Annotated in this window: 17 protein-coding genes; 3 read left to right on the forward strand and 14 right to left on the reverse strand. The window is 71.3% G+C overall.

What is annotated here, in order from left to right:
- Nucleotides 1-444: 444 nt before the first annotated feature.
- From ACT3SQ_RS05000 to ACT3SQ_RS05010, 3 genes are all read right to left on the reverse strand, one after another.
- On the reverse strand, nt 445-804 hold the full coding sequence (locus tag ACT3SQ_RS05000) for a hypothetical protein (protein WP_442332123.1): 360 nt from the start codon (nt 802-804) through the stop codon (nt 445-447).
- A 69-nt stretch (nt 805-873) separates the two neighbouring features.
- Nucleotides 874-1,260 carry a hypothetical protein gene (locus ACT3SQ_RS05005; protein ID WP_345076165.1) on the reverse strand — a complete coding sequence of 129 codons (387 nt, stop codon included), beginning with the start codon at nt 1,258-1,260 and terminating at the stop codon, nt 874-876.
- A gap of 82 nt (nt 1,261-1,342) precedes the next feature.
- Nucleotides 1,343-2,785: an alpha-amylase family glycosyl hydrolase gene (locus ACT3SQ_RS05010; protein WP_444600888.1), complete on the reverse strand. Its 1,443-nt coding sequence runs from the start codon at nt 2,783-2,785 to the stop codon at nt 1,343-1,345.
- A 72-nt stretch (nt 2,786-2,857) separates the two neighbouring features.
- Between ACT3SQ_RS05010 and ACT3SQ_RS05015 the strand changes: the two genes are divergently transcribed.
- On the forward strand, nt 2,858-3,643 hold the full coding sequence (locus ACT3SQ_RS05015; protein ID WP_442332125.1) for an alpha/beta hydrolase: 786 nt from the start codon (nt 2,858-2,860) through the stop codon (nt 3,641-3,643).
- A gap of 9 nt (nt 3,644-3,652) precedes the next feature.
- Here the strand turns inward: ACT3SQ_RS05015 and ACT3SQ_RS05020 are convergent, their stop codons facing one another.
- Genes ACT3SQ_RS05020 through ACT3SQ_RS05030 form a run of 3 tightly spaced genes read right to left on the reverse strand, consistent with a single transcriptional unit; the run spans nt 3,653 to nt 5,570 of the window.
- Nucleotides 3,653-4,021: a hypothetical protein gene (locus ACT3SQ_RS05020; RefSeq protein ID WP_442332126.1), complete on the reverse strand. Its 369-nt coding sequence runs from the start codon at nt 4,019-4,021 to the stop codon at nt 3,653-3,655.
- Nucleotides 4,021-5,220, reverse strand: coding sequence for a serine hydrolase domain-containing protein (locus tag ACT3SQ_RS05025; protein ID WP_441446279.1), 1,200 nt, complete (start codon nt 5,218-5,220; stop codon nt 4,021-4,023). Before ACT3SQ_RS05025 ends, ACT3SQ_RS05020 begins: the two co-directional genes overlap by 1 nt.
- Before the next feature lie 2 nt (nt 5,221-5,222).
- The gene (locus ACT3SQ_RS05030) at nt 5,223-5,570 is read right to left on the reverse strand and encodes an ArsR/SmtB family transcription factor (protein ID WP_345076170.1); all 348 of its coding nucleotides are present in this window, start codon (nt 5,568-5,570) and stop codon (nt 5,223-5,225) included.
- Between the two features lie 369 nt (nt 5,571-5,939).
- Between ACT3SQ_RS05030 and ACT3SQ_RS05035 the strand changes: the two genes are divergently transcribed.
- Nucleotides 5,940-6,224 carry a YciI family protein gene (locus ACT3SQ_RS05035; protein WP_345076171.1) on the forward strand — a complete coding sequence of 95 codons (285 nt, stop codon included), beginning with the start codon at nt 5,940-5,942 and terminating at the stop codon, nt 6,222-6,224.
- Nucleotide 6,225: 1 nt separating this feature from the next.
- Here the strand turns inward: ACT3SQ_RS05035 and ACT3SQ_RS05040 are convergent, their stop codons facing one another.
- The 8 genes from ACT3SQ_RS05040 to ACT3SQ_RS05075 form a co-directional block, all read right to left on the reverse strand.
- Nucleotides 6,226-6,660: a hypothetical protein gene (locus ACT3SQ_RS05040; protein WP_441446278.1), complete on the reverse strand. Its 435-nt coding sequence runs from the start codon at nt 6,658-6,660 to the stop codon at nt 6,226-6,228.
- A 53-nt stretch (nt 6,661-6,713) separates the two neighbouring features.
- The gene (locus ACT3SQ_RS05045) at nt 6,714-7,628 is read right to left on the reverse strand and encodes a LysR family transcriptional regulator (RefSeq protein WP_441446277.1); all 915 of its coding nucleotides are present in this window, start codon (nt 7,626-7,628) and stop codon (nt 6,714-6,716) included.
- 225 nt (nt 7,629-7,853) lie between these two features.
- On the reverse strand, nt 7,854-9,134 hold the full coding sequence (locus ACT3SQ_RS05050; protein WP_442332127.1) for a hypothetical protein: 1,281 nt from the start codon (nt 9,132-9,134) through the stop codon (nt 7,854-7,856).
- Between the two features lie 345 nt (nt 9,135-9,479).
- Nucleotides 9,480-10,856: an LLM class flavin-dependent oxidoreductase gene (locus ACT3SQ_RS05055; RefSeq protein ID WP_441444870.1), complete on the reverse strand. Its 1,377-nt coding sequence runs from the start codon at nt 10,854-10,856 to the stop codon at nt 9,480-9,482.
- Nucleotides 10,853-11,824, reverse strand: coding sequence for an LLM class flavin-dependent oxidoreductase (locus tag ACT3SQ_RS05060; protein WP_442332128.1), 972 nt, complete (start codon nt 11,822-11,824; stop codon nt 10,853-10,855). Before ACT3SQ_RS05060 ends, ACT3SQ_RS05055 begins: the two co-directional genes overlap by 4 nt.
- Nucleotides 11,821-12,879, reverse strand: a complete 1,059-nt coding sequence (locus tag ACT3SQ_RS05065) for a transporter substrate-binding domain-containing protein (protein WP_441444868.1) — start codon at nt 12,877-12,879, stop codon at nt 11,821-11,823. The genes ACT3SQ_RS05060 and ACT3SQ_RS05065 overlap by 4 nt, the downstream gene beginning before the upstream one ends.
- Nucleotides 12,876-13,928 (reverse strand): amino acid ABC transporter ATP-binding protein, encoded by a 1,053-nt coding sequence (locus ACT3SQ_RS05070; protein WP_442332129.1) that lies wholly within the window; start codon nt 13,926-13,928, stop codon nt 12,876-12,878. Before ACT3SQ_RS05070 ends, ACT3SQ_RS05065 begins: the two co-directional genes overlap by 4 nt.
- A complete protein-coding gene (locus ACT3SQ_RS05075) occupies nt 13,925-14,962 on the reverse strand; it encodes an amino acid ABC transporter permease (protein ID WP_442332130.1) in 1,038 nt (345 codons plus the stop codon). Before ACT3SQ_RS05075 ends, ACT3SQ_RS05070 begins: the two co-directional genes overlap by 4 nt.
- Before the next feature lie 147 nt (nt 14,963-15,109).
- Between ACT3SQ_RS05075 and ACT3SQ_RS05080 the strand changes: the two genes are divergently transcribed.
- Nucleotides 15,110-17,746 carry an FAD/NAD(P)-binding protein gene (locus ACT3SQ_RS05080; RefSeq protein ID WP_444600889.1) on the forward strand — a complete coding sequence of 879 codons (2,637 nt, stop codon included), beginning with the start codon at nt 15,110-15,112 and terminating at the stop codon, nt 17,744-17,746.
- Nucleotides 17,747-17,758: the final 12 nt, after the last annotated feature.

The raw sequence follows: 17,758 nt of genomic DNA on the forward strand, positions 1-17,758 counted from the left end.
GTTCGGACCGGAGGCTTAGCTTAGTCAACTATCTCAACGATGGAAACCTGTTAAGCGCATTCCTCTGAAGCGCGACCGGAGCCGTGACCGATTCCGTTCCCGCATCGCGAGCCTCCCCTCAGCTCTCCCAGCCCTCATGCTGAGTCGGGCATCAGCTCTCCCGCCCGCGCCCGGAGTTGCCCAGAAGCTCTCCCGCCCGCGCCCGGAGCCGGGCATCCCCTCAGCTCTCCCCGCCCGCGCCCGGAGCCGGGCATCCCCTCTCAGCTGTCGCCACGAGGGTGGTCGGACGACAGCTCAGAGGGGATGGATGCACGAGCGGTGAGCCATCCCCTCTGAACTGTCGCTCGCGGGGCGGCGCAACGACAGTTGGGAGGGGATCGGCGGGGCGGGGGAAGCTTGGGCTTGGGCTTGGGCTTGGGCTTGGGCTTGGGCTTGGACTCGAGCTCAGGCGTCGGCGTCGGGCTCGGCGGGGAGCCATCCGCTGTACGCGGCGTCGGAGAGCAGTGCGGCGGCGCCGGCGGCTGCGGCGGTGACGGTGAGCACCGCCGGCCACGGGCCGATCTTCTTGGCCAGCGGGTGGGAGAGCCCGAAGCCGACCACGTAGGTCGCGCCGAGCACGGCGGTGGTGGCGGGGCCGCGACGGGCCAGCCAGCTGCGGCCCGCGTAGAGCCCGGCGGCGGCGAGCACCACGCCGCCGAGCGGCCGGATGCCGGTCTCGCGGGCGGTCAGCCAGCCTCCGACCAGCCCGAGGGCGACGACGGGGGCGGTGTTCACGGACTCGGCGGGCTTGATCGCGATGCTCATGGGACGAGCCTACGACGGAGGGGTGCGTGGCCGCGGAGGCGCTGCTTCGGGGTGGGGTGAGGCGGTCGCCTACTTCCGTCGAGACGACAGCGCGAACCCGCCCACACCGGCAACGATCGTGGGGGCCGCGAGCAAGGTGATCCCCGTCGACCGCGCGCTCCGGAACGACTCGCAGGACTGCCCGATCAGGAGCTCATTGCCGCTCCCCGTGGGGCCGCTGACCGCTCCGGCCTCTTCGCCGTCCACGGTATCGATGACGTCGTAGATGACGTGGGAGTTCAATCCTTCGGCCACAGATCCACACTTGATCTCCGCGATCACCGCCGTGAAATGCTCCGAATCGATGCGTTCCTCCAGCATGACCCGTGTCGTGCCTCCCGTGACGAACAGGGCCAGCGCCCACCCGAACAGGACGAACGACACGACGAGCAGGAGTATGCGACCGGCGATGATCATGTCCGAATCGTAGGTTACGGGCAGGCCGACGGTTCACCGTCCGGTGTGTCCGGCCCGTCATCGACGGGGTAGCGGCCCCATATCACCGCACCACGGCGATGCCGTGTGCGGGCACCACGCCGGGTGCCGCCGGGCCGACGCCGTCGAGCATGTCCGCGCCGCTGACCACCTCGAGCACCTCGCCTGGCGCGGGTCGGTCCTCGTCCCCGAGATTCAGCACCAGGGTGAGTGGCGAGGGCGGCACCCCGTCAGCGCTGTCCCCCTCCCCGGGCGTGAGCACGATCTGCACCCAGGTGTTCTCGAGCGAGTCCTCCTCCACGCGCACCGACGCGGTCACGAGCCATGGCTCCCGGCGGCGCAGCGAGAACAGCCGGCGATGCACCTCCAGGATGCGCTCCGCGGCGTCGGGCTTCAGCAGAGTGAGGTGGTGGGGCCCGCCCGGGGCGCTGTCCGCGGCGGCGGCCGCGGCGACCACCTCCTCAGGGCTGCCGGGGAACCAGGGCCGGATCGCGTCATCCCCTCCCACCCGCTCCTCCTTGATGCCGGTGGCGCCGAACTCATCCCCGGCGTAGATCGTCGGGATCCCGGGCAGCAGCGCCAGCAGCGCGAAGGCTGCGGCGAGGTCTCGCCCGTCGGTGAGCTGGGAGGCGATGCGGGTGGTGTCGTGGTTGCCCACGAAGGTCTGCGGATGCGCCCCGCCCTCGGCCTCCAGGAACTCCTGGTGGCGACCCAGGGCGTGGGCGAGCTCGAACAGGTTGTGATCGCGCAGCCCGGACCAGATCGCCTTCCACAGCTCGTACTGGGTGATCGAATCCGCAGTGGACGCGGCGGCGAAGGCCGGATAGTCGCCGTGGATGACCTCGCCGAGGATCCACGCTTCGGGATGCGCGGCCCGCACCCGTTCGAGGATCGGCGCCCAGGCCTCGGCCCCTGCCGCGTACATCGCGTCCAGCCGCCAGCCGTCGGCCCCCCGCTCGAGCCAGCGCCCCATGATCTCCACGACCCGATCCTGGATCACGGAGTCAGCCAGGTCGATCTCGATGAGGTCCGCGTTGCCCTCGAAGCCGTAGGGGCTGGTGCCGGACCAGCGGATCCGGGCGCCGTCCTCGGTGCCGGGACCGGCGGCGATCGCCTGCCGCGCCACCGGGTGGCTGTCCGAGACGTGGTTGAACACGCCATCGAGCACCACCCGGACGCCCCGGGCGTGGCAGGCGATGATCAGGGCGTCGAAATCGTCCTCGTCGCCGAGCCGCGGGTCGAGGCGGCGATGCTCGAGGGTGTCGTAGCCGTGGGAGACGGAGTCGAAGATCGGGTTCAGCAGCAGCACGTTCGCACCGAGGCCCACCAGGTGGTCGAGCCAGCCGTCCAGGCGGCGCAGACGGTGCACCACGTTCTCCCCGTCGGCCCCGCCGTAGCCCTCGCCGCCGAGGTCTGTGCGCACGCGCGGTGCGCCGCAGAAGCCCAGCGGGTAGACCTGCCAGCAGATGGCATCGCGGATCCAGGACGGAGCGGGCACGGTAGTCATGGCGCCATCGTAAGCGGGGGAGTGTTCAATAGGGCCAGCACTTCGCCGGACCCGACCCAGGAGCGATCACCGATGATCCGCATGCGCACCGACTTCTTCTCCGAATCCCTCGGCATGGGCACCTCGATGGTGGTGCTGATGCCGCAGGCCGCTGCGGGAATCGGAATGGAGGGGGCAGGCGGCGACGCCTCCACGGCGGGCTCTGGCCGCGGTGTTCCCGTGCTGTATCTGCTGCACGGGCTGAGCGATGACTGCACGATCTGGGAGCGCCGCACCTCGATCGAGCGCTACGCGACCGAGAAGGGCATCGCCGTGGTGATGCCCGAAGTGCGCCGCTCCTTCTACGCCGACGAAGCGGTGGGGGAGAAGTACTGGACCTTCATCACCGAGGAGCTGCCGCAGCTGATCGCTCGCACCTTCCGCGTCTCCACCGCGCGGGAGGACACCTTCGTGGCGGGCCTGTCGATGGGCGGCTTCGGGGCCTTCAAGCTCGCGCTGAACCATCCGGAGCGGTTCGCGGCCGCGGCGAGCCTGTCCGGTGCGCTGGACCCTGCCTCGCTGAGCCTGGATCTGAACACCGGCCATCTCGCCGAGCGGATCTGGGCCGGACGCGATATCGCCGAGACGCAGGACGATCTGCTGGGCCTGCTCGGCGCCGCCGATCCGGCGGTTCTGCCGGCTCTGTTCCTGGACTGCGGGACCGAGGATCAGCTGTTAGACCACAACCGTCGCTTCCTCTCCGCCGCCGAGGAGCAGGGCGTGGAGCTCAGCTCCCGGCTGCGCCCCGGCGCGCACACCTGGGAGTTCTGGGACCAGGGCATCCAGGACGTGCTCGACTGGCTGCCGCTCCGCAGCTGAGCGACCGGGTCAGCCTGCGGCCAGCGCGATGACCAGCAGTCCGAGGTAGAGCAGCCCTTCCGTGATGAGGTTCGAGCGGCTCGGCGCGGAAAGGGCAGTCGCCTGGCGCCGGGAGGGCTGAGCAGGCGGAGCCTGGGTGAGCAGGCGCCGACAGGCGACGACGACACCGGCGGCGAGCAGCAGCGTCAGCAGCCACGGCACCCACCACAGCGACGCGGGCACGATCCCGATCACGCCGATGATCGCAAGGAGGCTCGCACTGCCGAGCGCCCGCTCGAGGATCCGCCACGGATGCTGGTGGTGGCGGAGCAGGGACACGAGAGAGGTCAGCAGCATCGCGGCCAGGAGCAGTCCCACCAGCAGCGGGAGCAGGCTCATCACAGCGCCACCTGCTTGGTGAGCACGTCCATCGCGAGGGCATCCAGGCTGCGAGAGGTATCGGTGAGCAGCACGATCCCGCGCCCGGTCTCCGGCGTGAACCCCACGAACGAGGCATAGCCCCCGGTCATGCCGTTGTGGAAGGTGTGCCAGGTGCCGTCGCCGAAGTCCTCCTGGAACCAGTTCATGCCGATGTTCTCGGTCTCGTCGACCCTGTGCAGGACCTCCGAGGCGGCGGCCGCGCCGGGCGCCGAACCGTCGAACGTGCCGGCCAGGTAGGTTGCCATGTCCTTCGCGGTGGAGCGGATGCCGCCCGCTGGAGCGCTGCCGTACATCGTCCATGCGGCCTGCGCCAGGCCGTTCTTCCCTCGGCCCCGGGTCGCCGACTCCCTCAGGTGCTCGGGAAGGATCGGGGCGTAGGTGCCGCTCAGCTCCATCGGGTCCAGGATCCGCTCGGTGAGCAGTGAGGCATAGTCGGTCCCGGCCGCGCGGGCCAGCAGCTGGCCCTGGAGGGCGACGCCCAGGTTCGAGTAGGCGAACTCGCCCCGCCCGGTGAGAGCGCTGCCCAGGGCATCATCGATCACCTGTGCGGCATCCCGCCGCGCATACGGGTCCTTGCGCAGGAAGTTCGCGACCATCGAGCCGGGCAGCGCGGCGAGGGCCAGGCGCGGCATCCCCGAGGTGTGGGTGGCGAGCTCGGCGAGGGTGACGCCCGCGATCTCGCTGCCCGCGGCCTCCGCCCCGAGTAGTTCGGCCACGGTCGTCTCCGCGGTGACCTCGCCGCGGGTGATCGCCTCGGCGAGCAGTGCGCCGGCGAAGGTCTTGGAGATCGAGCCGATCTCGAACTCGCTGGTCTCGTCGGCCCCGAAGCCGGCGAAGCGGGGGCTGCCGCTGCCGTCGAGGTAGGCGACGGCGACCCGTCGGTGGCCGCTGAGATGCGGGGCGAGGGCGCTGGTCAGCTGCTGATCTCCGATGGGGTCTCCAAGGCTCGCGGGGCGGGGGTTGGTCAGTGCCCCCAGGCCGACGAGACCGACGACGGCCGGGATCCCTGCCGCGAGGACCGTGCGGCGGGTGACCGGGCCTGAGGGTGCCGATGCAGTGGGTGCCGGAGCGGCGGGGCCGACCGGCTCGGCGGGATCGGCAGGAGCGGTGGTCTCGGGCGCGGGGTCGTGAGGGCTGGCGGGCCGGGGGGAGTTCACGCTCAGCCCCTCTCGAGGGCGATGAGGATGGTCAGCAGGGGGATCACGCGGGGAGTGAGCAGGGCCCAGCTGCCGCGGCGCGGCGAGTGTACCCAGCCGCCTGCCTGCAGAGCGGAGAGGTGGTGGTAGGCGATGCCGGTGGAGCCCAGCTCGAGCTCCTCGACCAGCTGGGCGACGGTGTGCTCGCCGTCCAGCAGCCGACGCAGGATCGCCATCCGCAGGGGATGGCCGAGGGCGCCGACGGATTCCGCATGCTGCTGCCAGTCCGTCTCCAGCAGGTGCTCGGTGGGGCGCGCCCACTGGTACTCCAGATGTCCCGCCCCGACATCGACCGCGCCGGTCAGCAGCACCCCGCCCGGTGCGGGCAGGTGCTCCTTGAGCGAGGCGAGCGCCCAGAACGGATCCTCGGGCGCGCTGTCGCCCGCATCGCTCGCGGTGGTGCTGCGGGGCGGTGATGGAGCGTCGCTGCGTTCGCCCTCGAGCTCGGCGACCCGTGCCTCGAGGGCGGAGAGCCGCTCCAGGAGCTCGGCGGGGGCGGGGGCGACGGGAATGTCGGGCCTCCTTGCGGGTCGGGAACGAGACCCACTATATCCGTAATTACGGAAAAGGAAAGATGCGGTCTCCTGGACGACCCCGCGTGACCCGCGCAGATGCGGGACGATGAACCCAGATAACTACGGGCCGCGCACCGGCGTCGGCCCCCGCCCCAGGGAGAAGCCATGGCCGCTTTCGCCGTTCAGTACACCTACATCGATGACGCCTCGCGCGTCGCGACCTTCCGCCCCGAGCATCGTGAGCACCTCTCCGAGCTGCACCGCGAAGGGACGCTGCTGCTGTCCGGCCCGCTGAGCGGCGAGCCCGGGGCGCTGCTGATCCTCCTCGCGGACTCCGCGGAGGATGCGCTCGCCAAGCTCGACGGCGACCCCTTCAAGCGCGAGCGGGTCATCGCGGACCGCAGCGTGCGCGAGTGGACCGTCGTGATCGGGCAGCTGCCCGGCGCCTGAGTCAGCGCTCGCCGACGTCCCCGCCCTCGGTCCGACGCCGCTGCTCGGCTTCCTGCAGGTCCAGCAGCATCCCGGCGGTTGCGTTCGCGATCGTCTGCTCGCCGAGCAGCACGAGCGGCAGTGCGCCCGTGCCGCCGTGCGCGGTCAGCAGCTCCTGCGCGTGCGGGTCGCGGAACACGTTCACCCAGGCCACGTCCTGGCGGGGGCCGCGGATCGCCGCTTGCAGGCGGGCCGAGAGCGGGTTGCCGGGTGCCCACAGGATGATCGCGGTGCCCGGTCCCTGCGTGCGGGCCTCGGCCAGCGGAACGTGCGGGCCGGAGCGCAGTGGGCTGGTCCAGTACGCCATGAAGACGGAGAACAGCGCGACAGCGATCGCGGCGATCCACTGGTCGGCGAGCAGCAGCAGTACCGCCAGCAGCAGGCCCCCGATGAGCATCAGGCCCGGCCGCACCCAGGTACGTGCCGGGGCACCGCCGGCCGTGCGGGGGCTCAGATCATCACCGCCGTGTCCAGGCGCTCGGTGGTCTCAGCCACCAGCGCATCCCGCAGGGCGCCCACTGCCGGGATCGCGAGCGCGCCGCGACGGTTCAGCAGCCCGATCATCCGGTTGTCGAGGTTCGGGATGGCACGCACCACCAGATCGGCCGACGGTGCCGCCTCGAGGGCGGTCTCCGGCATCAGCGCGACGCCGCCGCCATGCATGATCAGCTGCTGGACCACGATCGTGTCATCGGTGGAGTGGCGCACCTGCGGGGAGAAGCCGGCGCGGCGCGCACTGGAGATCAGGTTCGCCCGGCAGCGCTCGCAGCCCGCGATCCACGGATCCTTCGCCAGGTCGCCGAGGGTGAGGTCCGGATCCTCGGCCCGAGGGTGGTCGCGCGGCAGCACCACCATCACGCGGTCCTCCATCAGCGGGGTCCACTCCAGGGTGCCCTCATCGCCGATGTCGCTGCACGGGTAGCGGAACACCAGCGCGAGATCCAGCTCGCCCTCGCGCAGCGCGACCACCGCATCCGGCGGCTCGAGCTCCGCGAAGGTCACGTCCAGATCCGGAGCGGTCTCGGAGAGCCGCTTCAGCACCGGCGGCAGCAGCATCGCCGCGGCCGACGGGAACGTCCCGAACTTCACCGTCCCGCGCCGCAGCGCCGTGATGTCGGCGAGCTCCTCCTCAGCGGCATGCAGCTGCGCGGCGATCGCCTCGGCATGCGCGGCGAGGCGGGTGCCGGCCTCCGTCGGCGTGATGCCGGCGGAGGAGCGCAGCAGCAGCTGGGTGCCCACCTCCTTCTCCAGCGCGGCGAGGTGCTGGGAGACCGCGGGCTGGGTCCAGCCCAGCTCGCGGGCGCCGGCACCGATCGAGCCGTTGCGCACCACAGTGCGGAAGATGAGCAGGCGACGTGGATCCATGACCCCATCCTAGGCGCGGGTGGCAAGCCTGGCTTATGGGTTCGGGCACAGCGCTCCTTCTGGGGGTCGGGCACTCTACGACTCGGCTGGTCAGGTGCAGCGGGATGTAGCGAGCCGTAGGAAACGTGCCCCGAAGCGGAATCTGCGGCACGTTTCCTACGGCTCGGTGGGGTGGAGGACTCAGGTTCTCCCGCAGCATCGAGCTGCTATATGCGGTGAGGCGAGCTACTTGGCCTGCTCGTCCACCGGCTGCGCGGTCGCCGATTCGTCACTCGCCTCGGGGTCTTCGCGACGGACGGCCTCGCGGAACGCGCGGGCGCCTTCCGAGAAGCGACCGGCCCCGGAGCGGACGCGACCCGCGGTGTCGCCACCGAACTGGATCGCTGCGCCGGCGCCGTCAACGCCGGTTCTGACGACCTTGTCGCGCACCTCTCCGGCTGCCGTCCGCCATCGCTTCGCATCTGTGGAGTCGTGGCCGTCCTCGATCTCCAGGGCCGTCTGGAAGTCGAGCACTCGGCCCACGACGAGATTGCTGGAGGTGACCGCCGCGCGAGCCGGCCGCGGGGACAGGAGGACCTTGGCGTTGGCCCGACGGATGGTGGTGTTCATGCGCTCGAGCAGCTCCTCGGTCGTGCGGTGGATCAGCGCGAGGCGCTTTGCCCGTGCCGCGCGGAGTCCGAGGCGGTGGCGGTCGAGATCCTCCGGCGCGCTGTCGAGGACTCGATCGAGCTCAAGGACCGCCAGGGCATCCTGCAGCTGGACGCAGCGCGCGAGCACGGCGAGCCACTCGCGCACGGTGGACTCGGCGGCCTTCGCCTTCGTGGCGAGGTCCGCGACACTCGCCTTCTCGACTTTCTCCGCCTGCGCATCGATCTGCCGCAGCGCATAAGCCTCGGTGGTGGCGAGGGTCAGCGCGGAGTTCTGGATCTTGGACCAGGTCACCTCCGAGACGCGGCCCACCTCGTCGCGAACCGTCATGGCTTCCTCGATCATGAGGTCGACGCCGATCATGTCCGAGAACACCGAATCCTTCTGCGCACGCAGGATGTCGTCGATCTTCTCGTCGATGACGGCGAGGTACTCGCCGATCTCCTCGATCGCCTCCTGCATCGCCATCTGCGACATGACCGCTCCGGCGGCGGCGAGGGCGGCGGGGTTGAGCAGGGATGCCGGCCCCGCAACGAACTGCAGGTTCTTGGCGAACTGGCCGCTCGACGCGCGGAGGGTGGCGTGGAGGTTCCCGGTGGAGGCGTTCTTGACGAGCGGCAGAGCCTTCGACGCGGCGAAGGATTCCGACGTGAGCTTCATCCAGCGGCCCGAGTTCGCCGCGACCCCAGCCCCGGCGTTCAGCATGCCTGCAGAGGTTTTATACGACGGGCCGAGCCGGTGGAGCTCGAGCTCGCGGGACTCGAAACCGAATGACGTCAAGAAGGCGTCGACGTCCCCGGGAGCACCGAGCACGGCGAGTCCATCGCCGTCGCTGATCACTTCGATCTCATTCGTCATTCGGTGCTCCGGGAGCTAGGGGGCGGCTTCGTGCTGCCACATCCTCATGAGTGTCTCGCGCAGAACCGACATTCGGTGCCCGACCAGAGGAAAATCTGGCGTCGAAATAATTCGTGATCGGTTTGTTGCGAGGCACTATGCGCTGGCGTGGCCGGGGAAGTTGGACGGTGAGGGTAGGGGCCGCCGGGGCATCGAGTCGTAACTTCTGTGCCTCTAACGCAGCCTTTCGGTACAGAACTCACGACTCGATGCGCAGGGCCCATCCACCTGGCCTCATCCACGGGGCCTCATCCGTACAGCCCCATCCACACAGCCCCATCCGCACAGCCCCGCCCACCTAGCCCCTCACACCGGCGGCAGCCCCAGGTTCTCGCGCAGCGTGGCCCCCGCGTAGTCGGCCGGATAGACCCCGCGCTCCTGCAGGCGAGGGATCAGGTGGTCCACGATGTCGTCGAGCCCGGAGGGGATCAGCCACGGGGTGATGTTCAGGCCGTCGATCGCCCCCAGGCGTGCGAACTCCACCAGCCGATCGGCGACCGCGTCGTAGCTGCCGCTGAAGGTGCCGCGCCGGGCGCCGGCCTTGGTGCGGGCGAACTCGAGGATGGACTGGCCCTTCTCCGCGGCCTCCTCGCGCCAGGCGCGGGTGAGTTCCTCGGCCTTGGCGAACTGGAAGCCGGCCCCGCGGGTCACCCCGGACTCGACCACCTCCGGCGGCACGTCCGGGAGCGGCCCGTCGGGATCGAAGGCGGAGAGGTCCCGGCCCCAGTACTGCTCGAGCAGGGCGATGGCCTGCTCGGGGCCGATCTGCAGGTCGCGCACCCAGCGGATCTTCGCCTCGGCCTCGGCCTCGGTGGGGGCGAGCACCACTTCCGCCCCTGGGAGGATCTTCACCGAGCCCGCGTCCCTGCCGGCGGCGACGGTGCGCTCGACGATGCTGCGGCGGAATTCGACCGCCGCCTCGAGGGAGCCGTGCGGGGAGAAGATGACGTCCGCCGTGCGGGCGGCGAAGTCCTGCCCGGTGGGGGAGGCCCCGGCTTGGAACAGCACCGGCTGGCCCTGCGGGGAGCGGGGCAGCTCGCCCTGAGCGCGTACCGAGTAGTGGGGGCCGTCGTGCGTGATCTGCTCGCCGCGCCAGTACTGCTCGGCGATCTGCACGAACGCCTCGGCATGGACGTATCTGTCCGCGTGAGCGAGGTAGCCGCCGCGGCGGAAGTTCTCCCCGGTCCAGGCGTTGTCCGTGGTGACGATGTTCCAGCCCGCCCGGCCGCCGGAGAGCAGATCGAGGGTCTGCAGGCGTCGGGCCAGATCCACCGGATCGTTGTAGGTGGTGTTCTGGGTGGCGACCAGCCCGATCCTCTCCGTGACCGCGGCGAGGGCTGCGAGCAGGGTCTGCGCGTCGGGGCGTCCGGCGACGTCGAGCTCGAAGGGGACCCCGCGGTGCTCTCGCAGCCGCAGGCCCTCGCCGAGGAAGAAGGCCGCGAACTTCCCACGCTCCGCGGTGCGCACCAGCGCCTCGAAGGACTCCCATGCCACCTGATCGCCGCTGGAGGGCAGGCGCCAGATCGTCGAGGAGTTCACTCCCTGGAAGAACGCGCCGAAGGCGAGCTGCCCGGTGGGGGTGTGGTCGGGGTGCAGCGGGTGCTCGGCCGGGCCGGTGGCGAGCGCGGCGGCCTCCGAAGAGAGCGGAGCCTCAGTCGGCGTAAGGGACGGGGCGGTGGTCATGCGGACTCCTCGCGGGACAGGCGGGCGCGGTCGCCGCGCCGTGCGGGATCGGGACGGAACGGTGCAGGCTCGAGCCCGAGCTGCGTGCGCAGGTCCTGCCCGGAGGAGGGGCCCGGGGCGATCAGGCCCTCGGCGCGCAGGGCGGTGGCGAGCTCGGCGACCGTGCCCAGGGGATCGGCCGCGAGGTCCAGGCCCACCAGGCGCACCAGCCGCACCGAGGCGGCGTCGGAGGTGCGCGTGGTGTCCTCCCGGATCAGAGTGCTCACGGCGCCAGAGAGCGCACCGCCGGAGACGTCCAGGTCCAGCACCCGCCCGTCGGCCAGCTCAGCCGTCACGCGCTCGCCGGCGGCGGCGCGATCCGCATCGGCGACCAGCACCGGGAGCAGCCCCTGCGGGGAGCGCGGGGTGATCGCCGGGCCGCGCACCGAGAACGTCTCGGCCTCGACGTCGGCGTACTGCAGGCGCGAGGCGTCCACGTACAGCCCGCGCTCGACGTCGCGCACCACCGCGTTCGGTGCCCAGGAGTCCCAGATGCGCCGCGCGGCCTCGAGCACGTCGGCCGCCTCGCGGGCGGTGGCGTCGAGGTCGAGCACGGCGCGGCCGACGGTCGCGGCCACCCCCGGGTCGGTCTCGGCGCTCAGCAGCCAGCCGGCCCGGCCGTGGCTGAGGTGATCGAGGCTCATCAGCTGGGTGGCCAGGTGGAACGGCTCGACGTAGACCGCGTCGGTGCGTGGCAGCAGGCCGATGTGCTCCGTCAGCGGCGCGAGATGGGAGGCGACATGGATCGGGTGCAGGCCGCCGTCGCTGAGGGTCAGGGCACCGATGCCGGAGTTCTCGAGGCCGCGGGCCAGGTCCGCGAGGCCGCCCAGCAGGGCGGGATCGGTGACGAGGTCGACGGCGAGCACGGGCAGTGCCCGGTCGGAGGCTGCGGCGGGGTGCCCGGGCAGCTCATGGGTGGTGGTGCTCACGGGTTCTCCTTCGTGTGGGCGCGGGATTCGGTCAGCGCTTCTTCGCTCAGCTGCCAGCGCTCGAGGACCTTGCCGTAGGTGCCGTCGGCGATCAGGGCGTTGAGCGCCGCCGCGTACGGGGCGGCGAGACCGCTGCCGCCGGCGAAGGTTCCGGCGACCAGGGTCTCGTCGGGCCAACCGGCATTGATCCGCCCCTGCAGCTCGAAGTCATCACGACGTGCCGCGATGAAGCTCAGCGAGGCGAAGGGGGAGATGTAGCCGTCGACGCGTCCGGAGCCGAGGGCGAGCAGGGTGTCGGCGTCGGTGGAGTAGTTCTTCAGCTCCGCGGGCTCCTTGCCCGCCGACTCCAGCTCGGCGTTCCAGTCGGTGAGGATCCGCTCTTGGTTGGTGGCGTTGCCGACGGCGATGATGCGTCCGCTGAGGGAGTCGGCGTCCTCGAGCCAGAAGTCCGCGCCCTTCTTGACCAGGAACGACATGTAGGCCGCGCGGTAGGAGGCGAAGTCGAACTTCTGCAGCCGTTCAGCGTTGACGCCGATGTTGGCGTGGACCACGTCGAACTCTCCGGCCTCGAGCTTGAGGGGCCAGTTCTCCCAGGTGGTCAGCTTCAGCTCGAACTCGAGGCCGAGCTTGTCCGCGACGATGCGGGCGATGTCGATCTCGGAGCCGATGTAGGTCTGGTTGTCATCGGCGAGGAAGGACAGCGGTGCGGCGCTGGTGCCATTGATGCCCACCCGCAGCACGCCGGATTCGGCGACCTCAGGTGGCAGCAGGGCGGCGATCTCTTCATCAGCCGTGGCGCGGATCAGCTCCTGGGTGCCGGAGGTGTCGATGCCTCCCGCGTTCGCCCCGCCGCCGTCGGACGCCGCAGAGCCGGAGCCTGAGTCGTTGCCAGCGATGGCGGCAGGAGCGGGATCGGAGCAGGCCGCGAGCAGGGCGGCGGGCAGCAGCAGGCCAGACGCTGCCAGGGTGCGGCGTGACAGCGTGGGGCGGGACGGGGTGCGGGGAGGCAGCGTGGAGCGGGACGGGGTGCGGTGGGGCTGGGAGCGATGGGTCATGAGTGGTCCTCGGGATGATGGTGGGGCAGGTCAGGAAGGTCAGGCAGGGCAGCTGCGGCGACGGGGACGCCCTCGCCGGTGCGCACCCGCTGCAGGAACGAACGGGTGCGTTCGTGGCGTGGGTGGTCGAGGACCTCCGCGGGTGGTCCCTGTTCGACGATCCGGCCGTGGTCCATGAAGACCACGGTGTCGGCGACGTCGCGGGCGAAGGAGATCTCGTGGGTGACGATCACCAGCGTGGTGCCAGCACGCGCCAGTGACCGGATCACCGCCAGCACCTCCTCGACCAGCTCGGGGTCCAGTGCGCTGGTGGGCTCGTCGAACAGCAGCACCTTCGGCCGCAGAGCGAGGGCCCGGGCGATCGCAACCCGCTGCTGCTGCCCGCCGGAGAGCTGACGGGGGTAGACACGCTCCTTGTCGGAGAGCCCCACCAGGGCGAGCAGTTCCCGGGCGCGCGCCTCGGCCTCGCGCCGGGGCACCCCGAGAGCGCGCCGGGGCGCCTCGGCGACGTTCGCGAGCGCCGTCATGTGGGCGAAGAGGTTGAAGCTCTGGAACACCATGCCGATCGCGGTGCGCTGGCGCAGCACCTCCCGTTCGTGCAGCTCATGCAGCCGGTTCCCCTCGCGACGGTGGCCGATGACCTCCCCGTCCACGCTGACCAGGCCCTCGGTGACGGGCTCGAGGTGGTTGATGGTGCGCAGCAGGGTGGACTTCCCGGAGCCGGAGGGGCCCAGGATCACGGTGACGGAGCCGGGTTCGATCCGCAGGTCGATGCCGCGCAGCACCTCGAGGTCCCCGAAGGACTTGTGCACGCCGCGGATCTCGACCAGTCCGCCGCGCCGGTGGCCGGGTGCGGCGGTGTCCGCCGCGTCGACGGCCCGACGGTCGAGATCGGCGAGATCGAGATCGGCCAGATCGGACGGTTCTGAGCCGATATCGGCGGATCCGGGCTCGGAATCGACCGAGATCGGCGCGCTGCGCGGCGCGCTGCTCAGCGCCGGGGCGGGGCCGGGCCTGCGGCGGCGGGGGAGTCGGGTCAGCAGGTTCATGCGGGGGCTCCCGTCGGGGTGGGGCGGAAGCGGGCCAGGCGGGCGCGCAGCGACTGCAGCGGGGTGGGTGGCAGGGTGCGCACCGCCCCCTTGGAGTAGTGGCGCTCGATGTAGTACTGGCCGACGGACAGCGCCGAGGTGATCACCACGTACCAGACTGTCGCGACCAGCAGCATCGGCAGTACCTGCTGGGTGCGGCCGTAGATCAGCTGGATGGTGAAGAACAGCTCCGCATGGGCGAGCACGTAGACGATCGAGGTGCCCTTGACCAGCCCGATGATCTCGTTGAAGGCGGGCGGCAGGATCGCGCGCATCGCCTGCGGCAGCACGATCCGCAGCGAACGGTCTCGGGCGGGGATGCCGAGCGCGCTCGCCGCCTCCAGCTGGCCCTGGTCCACCGAGAGGATGCCGCCGCGGATCAGCTCTGCGGAGTAGGCCGCCTGGTGCAGGCCCAGGCCCAGCACCGCGGCGAGCATCGGCGTCATCAGGTCGCTGGTGCGTGCTTCGAAGAAGGTCGCATCGGTGAACGGGATCCCGAGCCGCACCTGCTCGTACAGGTAGCCGAGGTTGTACCAGAGCAGCAGCTGCACCAGCAGCGGGGTGGAGCGGAAGACCCAGGAGAACGTCCAGCTCACACCCGAGATCAGGGCCGACGGGGACAGGCGCATCAGGGCGAGCAGGAGTCCCAGGCTGAAGCCCAGGGCGCCGGCGAGCACGGTCAGCTTCAGCGTCTCGAGCAGTCCGCGGATGATCGACTCCGCGAAGAACCACTGGGCGACCACGCCCCACTCCCACCTCGGGTTGGTGACGAAGGAGTACAGCACGGCGGCGACGACCAGGCCGACGACCACCGCGAGCACCACGCGGCCAGGATGCCGGGCTGGGACGACCCGCAGGTGGGAGAGGTCTTCGGGCGGTGCTTGGCCGTTCGGGCACGACATCTCGTGCGGTCCCCTCGCCGGGGCATGCCCGGCGGCGTGGGTGGCCGGGGGCGTGCGGCGTGCGGTCTCAGGGGAGACGACGGACGAGGTCATGAGGTGCCTTCCGTGACGGAACGTGAACCGGAGCGTGGTCCGGGCTTGCAGGACCCGACGGTATAAGCCAATCTAATGAACATGCAAGGCGGCGGCTATGGATCGTCACGGTATGACACAGAAGCACCTCAGAAGGGATCCCGACGGATGAACTCCTCGATCAGGGCAGCGAGCACGCGCCTGGCGATCATCGGCGGCGGACCGCGAGCGATCGGCGTGCTCGAGCGGCTCGGCGCGAATGCCGCGCTGTGCGAGACCCTCGCGCACGCCCCGCTGCAGGTCGACATCGTGGATCCGCACATGCCCGGAGCCGGACGCATCTGGCGGGCCACGGAGAGCCCGCTGCTGCTGATGAACTCGCGCGCGGCGGACGTCTCGATCTATCCCGATGACACGGTCGACTGCGCCGGCCCCGTCCAGGCAGGCCCCTCGCTCGCGGAGTGGGCCGAGGGGATCCGTCGCGGCACCATCGAGGCACCCACCGCCGGCACCGAGCGCCTCGCCGAGATCGAGGCGCTGCAGGCCGCGGACTTCCCGAGCCGGCGTGTGCAGGCGCTCTACCTCGAATGGTTCTTCGGACAGGTCCTCACACGACTGCCGCAGGCGGTCACGGTCACCGTGCACCGCACCACGGCGACCGCGGTGCGCCCTCCCGCGGTCCGTCCCACGGTGGTGCGCCCCACCGCCGCGGTCGACGGAGCGGGCTGGGTGGTCGAGCTCGAGGACCGTGACCCGCTGCGCGCGGACCTGCTGCTCCTGGCCGCGGGACATACCGATGCGCGCCCGTCGGCCGTCCGGCACCAGCTGTCCTCCTTCGCCCGCCGCCACGGCGGCACCTATCTCGCGCCGTCCCAGGCCTCCGACGCGCAGCTGGACCTCCTCGCCCCCGGGCATGACGTGATCGTGCGTGGCATGGGCCTGGCCTTCATCGACCTGATGGCGCTGCTCACCGAGGGGCGCGGGGGAGTGTTCACGCCGGATCCGCGACCGGGAGAGCACGGGCGCCTGAACTATGTCCCCTCGGGCCGGGAGCCCCGGCTCTGGGTGGGATCGCGCCGTGGGGTGCCCTACCACTCGAAGGTCCGCGACGAGGGCGAGCCCGCTGGGCTCGGCGACCTCGTGCATGTCACCCCCGGGGCGCTGCGCGAGCGGGAGGACGCCGACGGCCTCCTCGACTTCCGCGCCGACGTGGTGCCGCTGATCGCCGCAGAGATCCACCGCTGGGTGCCGGCCTCGCCCCTCGCAGCCCCTGGTGAGGAGCCCCTCGACTGGCTGGACCGTCCACTGTCCTGGCTGGAGGGCGATGCCCATCCGCGGGTCACCCGCGACGCCGTGGTGCGTCACATCGAGCACGACCTCCGCTCCCGCACCCACGGGGACGTCAGCTCCGCCCGGGCTCTGTTCCAGCTGCTGCTGCGCCTGCACGGCGTGCTCGTGGATCAGCTGCCCGCCGCACGGCTCCGCGGCGGCGAGGCCGGCGGCTACCCGCGCTGGTGGCACTCACTGTTCAGCTTCGTCGACTCCGGGCCCCCGCCGCACCGCCTGCACCAGCTGCTCGCGCTCGAGCGTGCCGGGGTGGTCCACTTCCTGGGACCGCAGGTGAGGGTCAGCGCCGACGAGGCCTCCGGCCTGTTCACTGCGCGCGGCGGGGCGGGCGTGCGCGTCACGACCGACGCCCTGGTCGACGCCTTCCTGCCCGAGCCGTCCCTGGCCGAGTCCACGAATCCGCTGCTGCGGGACCTCGTGACCGGCGGTGGGACGGCGGTGGGCAAGGAGTCCGCCGCCTCACCCGGCACGCTCGAGGTCGATTCCCACCACCGGGTGATCGGACCGGACGGCCAGGCGCAGCCTCGGCTGTGGGCCGTCGGCCCCTGGACCTCCGAGCTGCCCGTCGGCGCGTTCGCCCGCCCTCGCACCAACGCCCCCTGCCACCGTCGCAACGATGCCCTCGCCCGCGATCTGCTGGATGCCGCGCTGCGTCACGGCGCGCTGCGCCACGGCGAGACGGCGCGGCCGAGCACGGCGACCCTCTCCATCGAGTCGCCCCTCGAGTCGCCCGTGGAGCCGGCCGTCGAGTTGGCGGTGGAGCCGGCGGTGGAGTCCGCCGGGGCGACCGTCCCGCGCACGGCGCGCATTCCGCGCCTGGGGGTGCTGGGCCCGGGCAAGAGCGGCAGCGCCCTCACCCGCGCCGCCCTGCGCCGCGGTGTCGAGGTCACCGTGGCCGGGCGCTCCCCGGCTGCCGCGCTCGCCGCGAGGCTGCCCGGTGCGAGGCACGTCGGCCCCGACGTCCTCGCGTTGAGCTGCGACGTCGTCGCGATCACGGTGCCTCTGCATGTCGCCCTCGCCCTCGAGCCCGCCGCATTCCAGGACGTCGTGGTGATCGACGCGACCAATCCCTGGGGCGAGGCGGACGCCGCCGCGGTCGCGGCCGCCCGCGCCGAGCTCGGCGACCTCGACGGACTGCTGTCCACGAGCGAGCTGCTCGCGGCCCGCCTGCCCGCGGCGCACGTGGTGAAGACCCTGAACCACATCGGCTATCACGACGTCGAGGACCACGGCCGCGAGGACGGCGATCCACAGCGGCGGGCGATCGCCGTGGCGGCCGACGATCAGCGAGCCGCCGATGCCGTGGGCCGGTTGCTGCATCTGATCGGCTACGAGCCCGTGCGGGTCGGCACCCTCGCCGAGGGGCGCGAGCTCGAGCCGGGAGCCGGTCTGTTCAGCGGGTGGAGCACCCGGGATGAGCTGAGCCGGCTCCGCCGGGAGCTGGTGCGCGTCGCCTGAGAGGTTGCCGCC

It is taken from the genome of Brachybacterium sp. AOP42-C2-15 (assembly GCF_052377065.1).
Classification (GTDB): Bacteria; Actinomycetota; Actinomycetes; order Actinomycetales; family Dermabacteraceae; genus Brachybacterium.

Bases quoted from the DNA above. Each gene is read 5' to 3' on its own strand.
- ACT3SQ_RS05040 (WP_441446278.1), bottom strand. From the start codon at position 6,660: ATGCTCATCGGGGGCCTGCTGCTGGCGGTACTGCTGCTGCTCGCCGAC.
- ACT3SQ_RS05075 (WP_442332130.1), bottom strand. From the start codon at position 14,962: ATGACCTCGTCCGTCGTCTCCCCTGAGACCGCACGCCGCACGCCCCCG.
- ACT3SQ_RS05070 (WP_442332129.1), bottom strand. From the start codon at position 13,928: ATGAACCTGCTGACCCGACTCCCCCGCCGCCGCAGGCCCGGCCCCGCC.
- ACT3SQ_RS05000 (WP_442332123.1), bottom strand. From the start codon at position 804: ATGAGCATCGCGATCAAGCCCGCCGAGTCCGTGAACACCGCCCCCGTC.
- ACT3SQ_RS05005 (WP_345076165.1), bottom strand. From the start codon at position 1,260: ATGATCATCGCCGGTCGCATACTCCTGCTCGTCGTGTCGTTCGTCCTG.
- ACT3SQ_RS05015 (WP_442332125.1), top strand. From the start codon at position 2,858: ATGATCCGCATGCGCACCGACTTCTTCTCCGAATCCCTCGGCATGGGC.
- ACT3SQ_RS05055 (WP_441444870.1), bottom strand. From the start codon at position 10,856: ATGACCACCGCCCCGTCCCTTACGCCGACTGAGGCTCCGCTCTCTTCG.
- ACT3SQ_RS05045 (WP_441446277.1), bottom strand. From the start codon at position 7,628: ATGGATCCACGTCGCCTGCTCATCTTCCGCACTGTGGTGCGCAACGGC.
- ACT3SQ_RS05020 (WP_442332126.1), bottom strand. From the start codon at position 4,021: ATGAGCCTGCTCCCGCTGCTGGTGGGACTGCTCCTGGCCGCGATGCTG.
- ACT3SQ_RS05080 (WP_444600889.1), top strand. From the start codon at position 15,110: ATGAACTCCTCGATCAGGGCAGCGAGCACGCGCCTGGCGATCATCGGC.
- ACT3SQ_RS05065 (WP_441444868.1), bottom strand. From the start codon at position 12,879: ATGACCCATCGCTCCCAGCCCCACCGCACCCCGTCCCGCTCCACGCTG.
- ACT3SQ_RS05010 (WP_444600888.1), bottom strand. From the start codon at position 2,785: ATGACTACCGTGCCCGCTCCGTCCTGGATCCGCGATGCCATCTGCTGG.
- ACT3SQ_RS05035 (WP_345076171.1), top strand. From the start codon at position 5,940: ATGGCCGCTTTCGCCGTTCAGTACACCTACATCGATGACGCCTCGCGC.
- ACT3SQ_RS05050 (WP_442332127.1), bottom strand. From the start codon at position 9,134: ATGACGAATGAGATCGAAGTGATCAGCGACGGCGATGGACTCGCCGTG.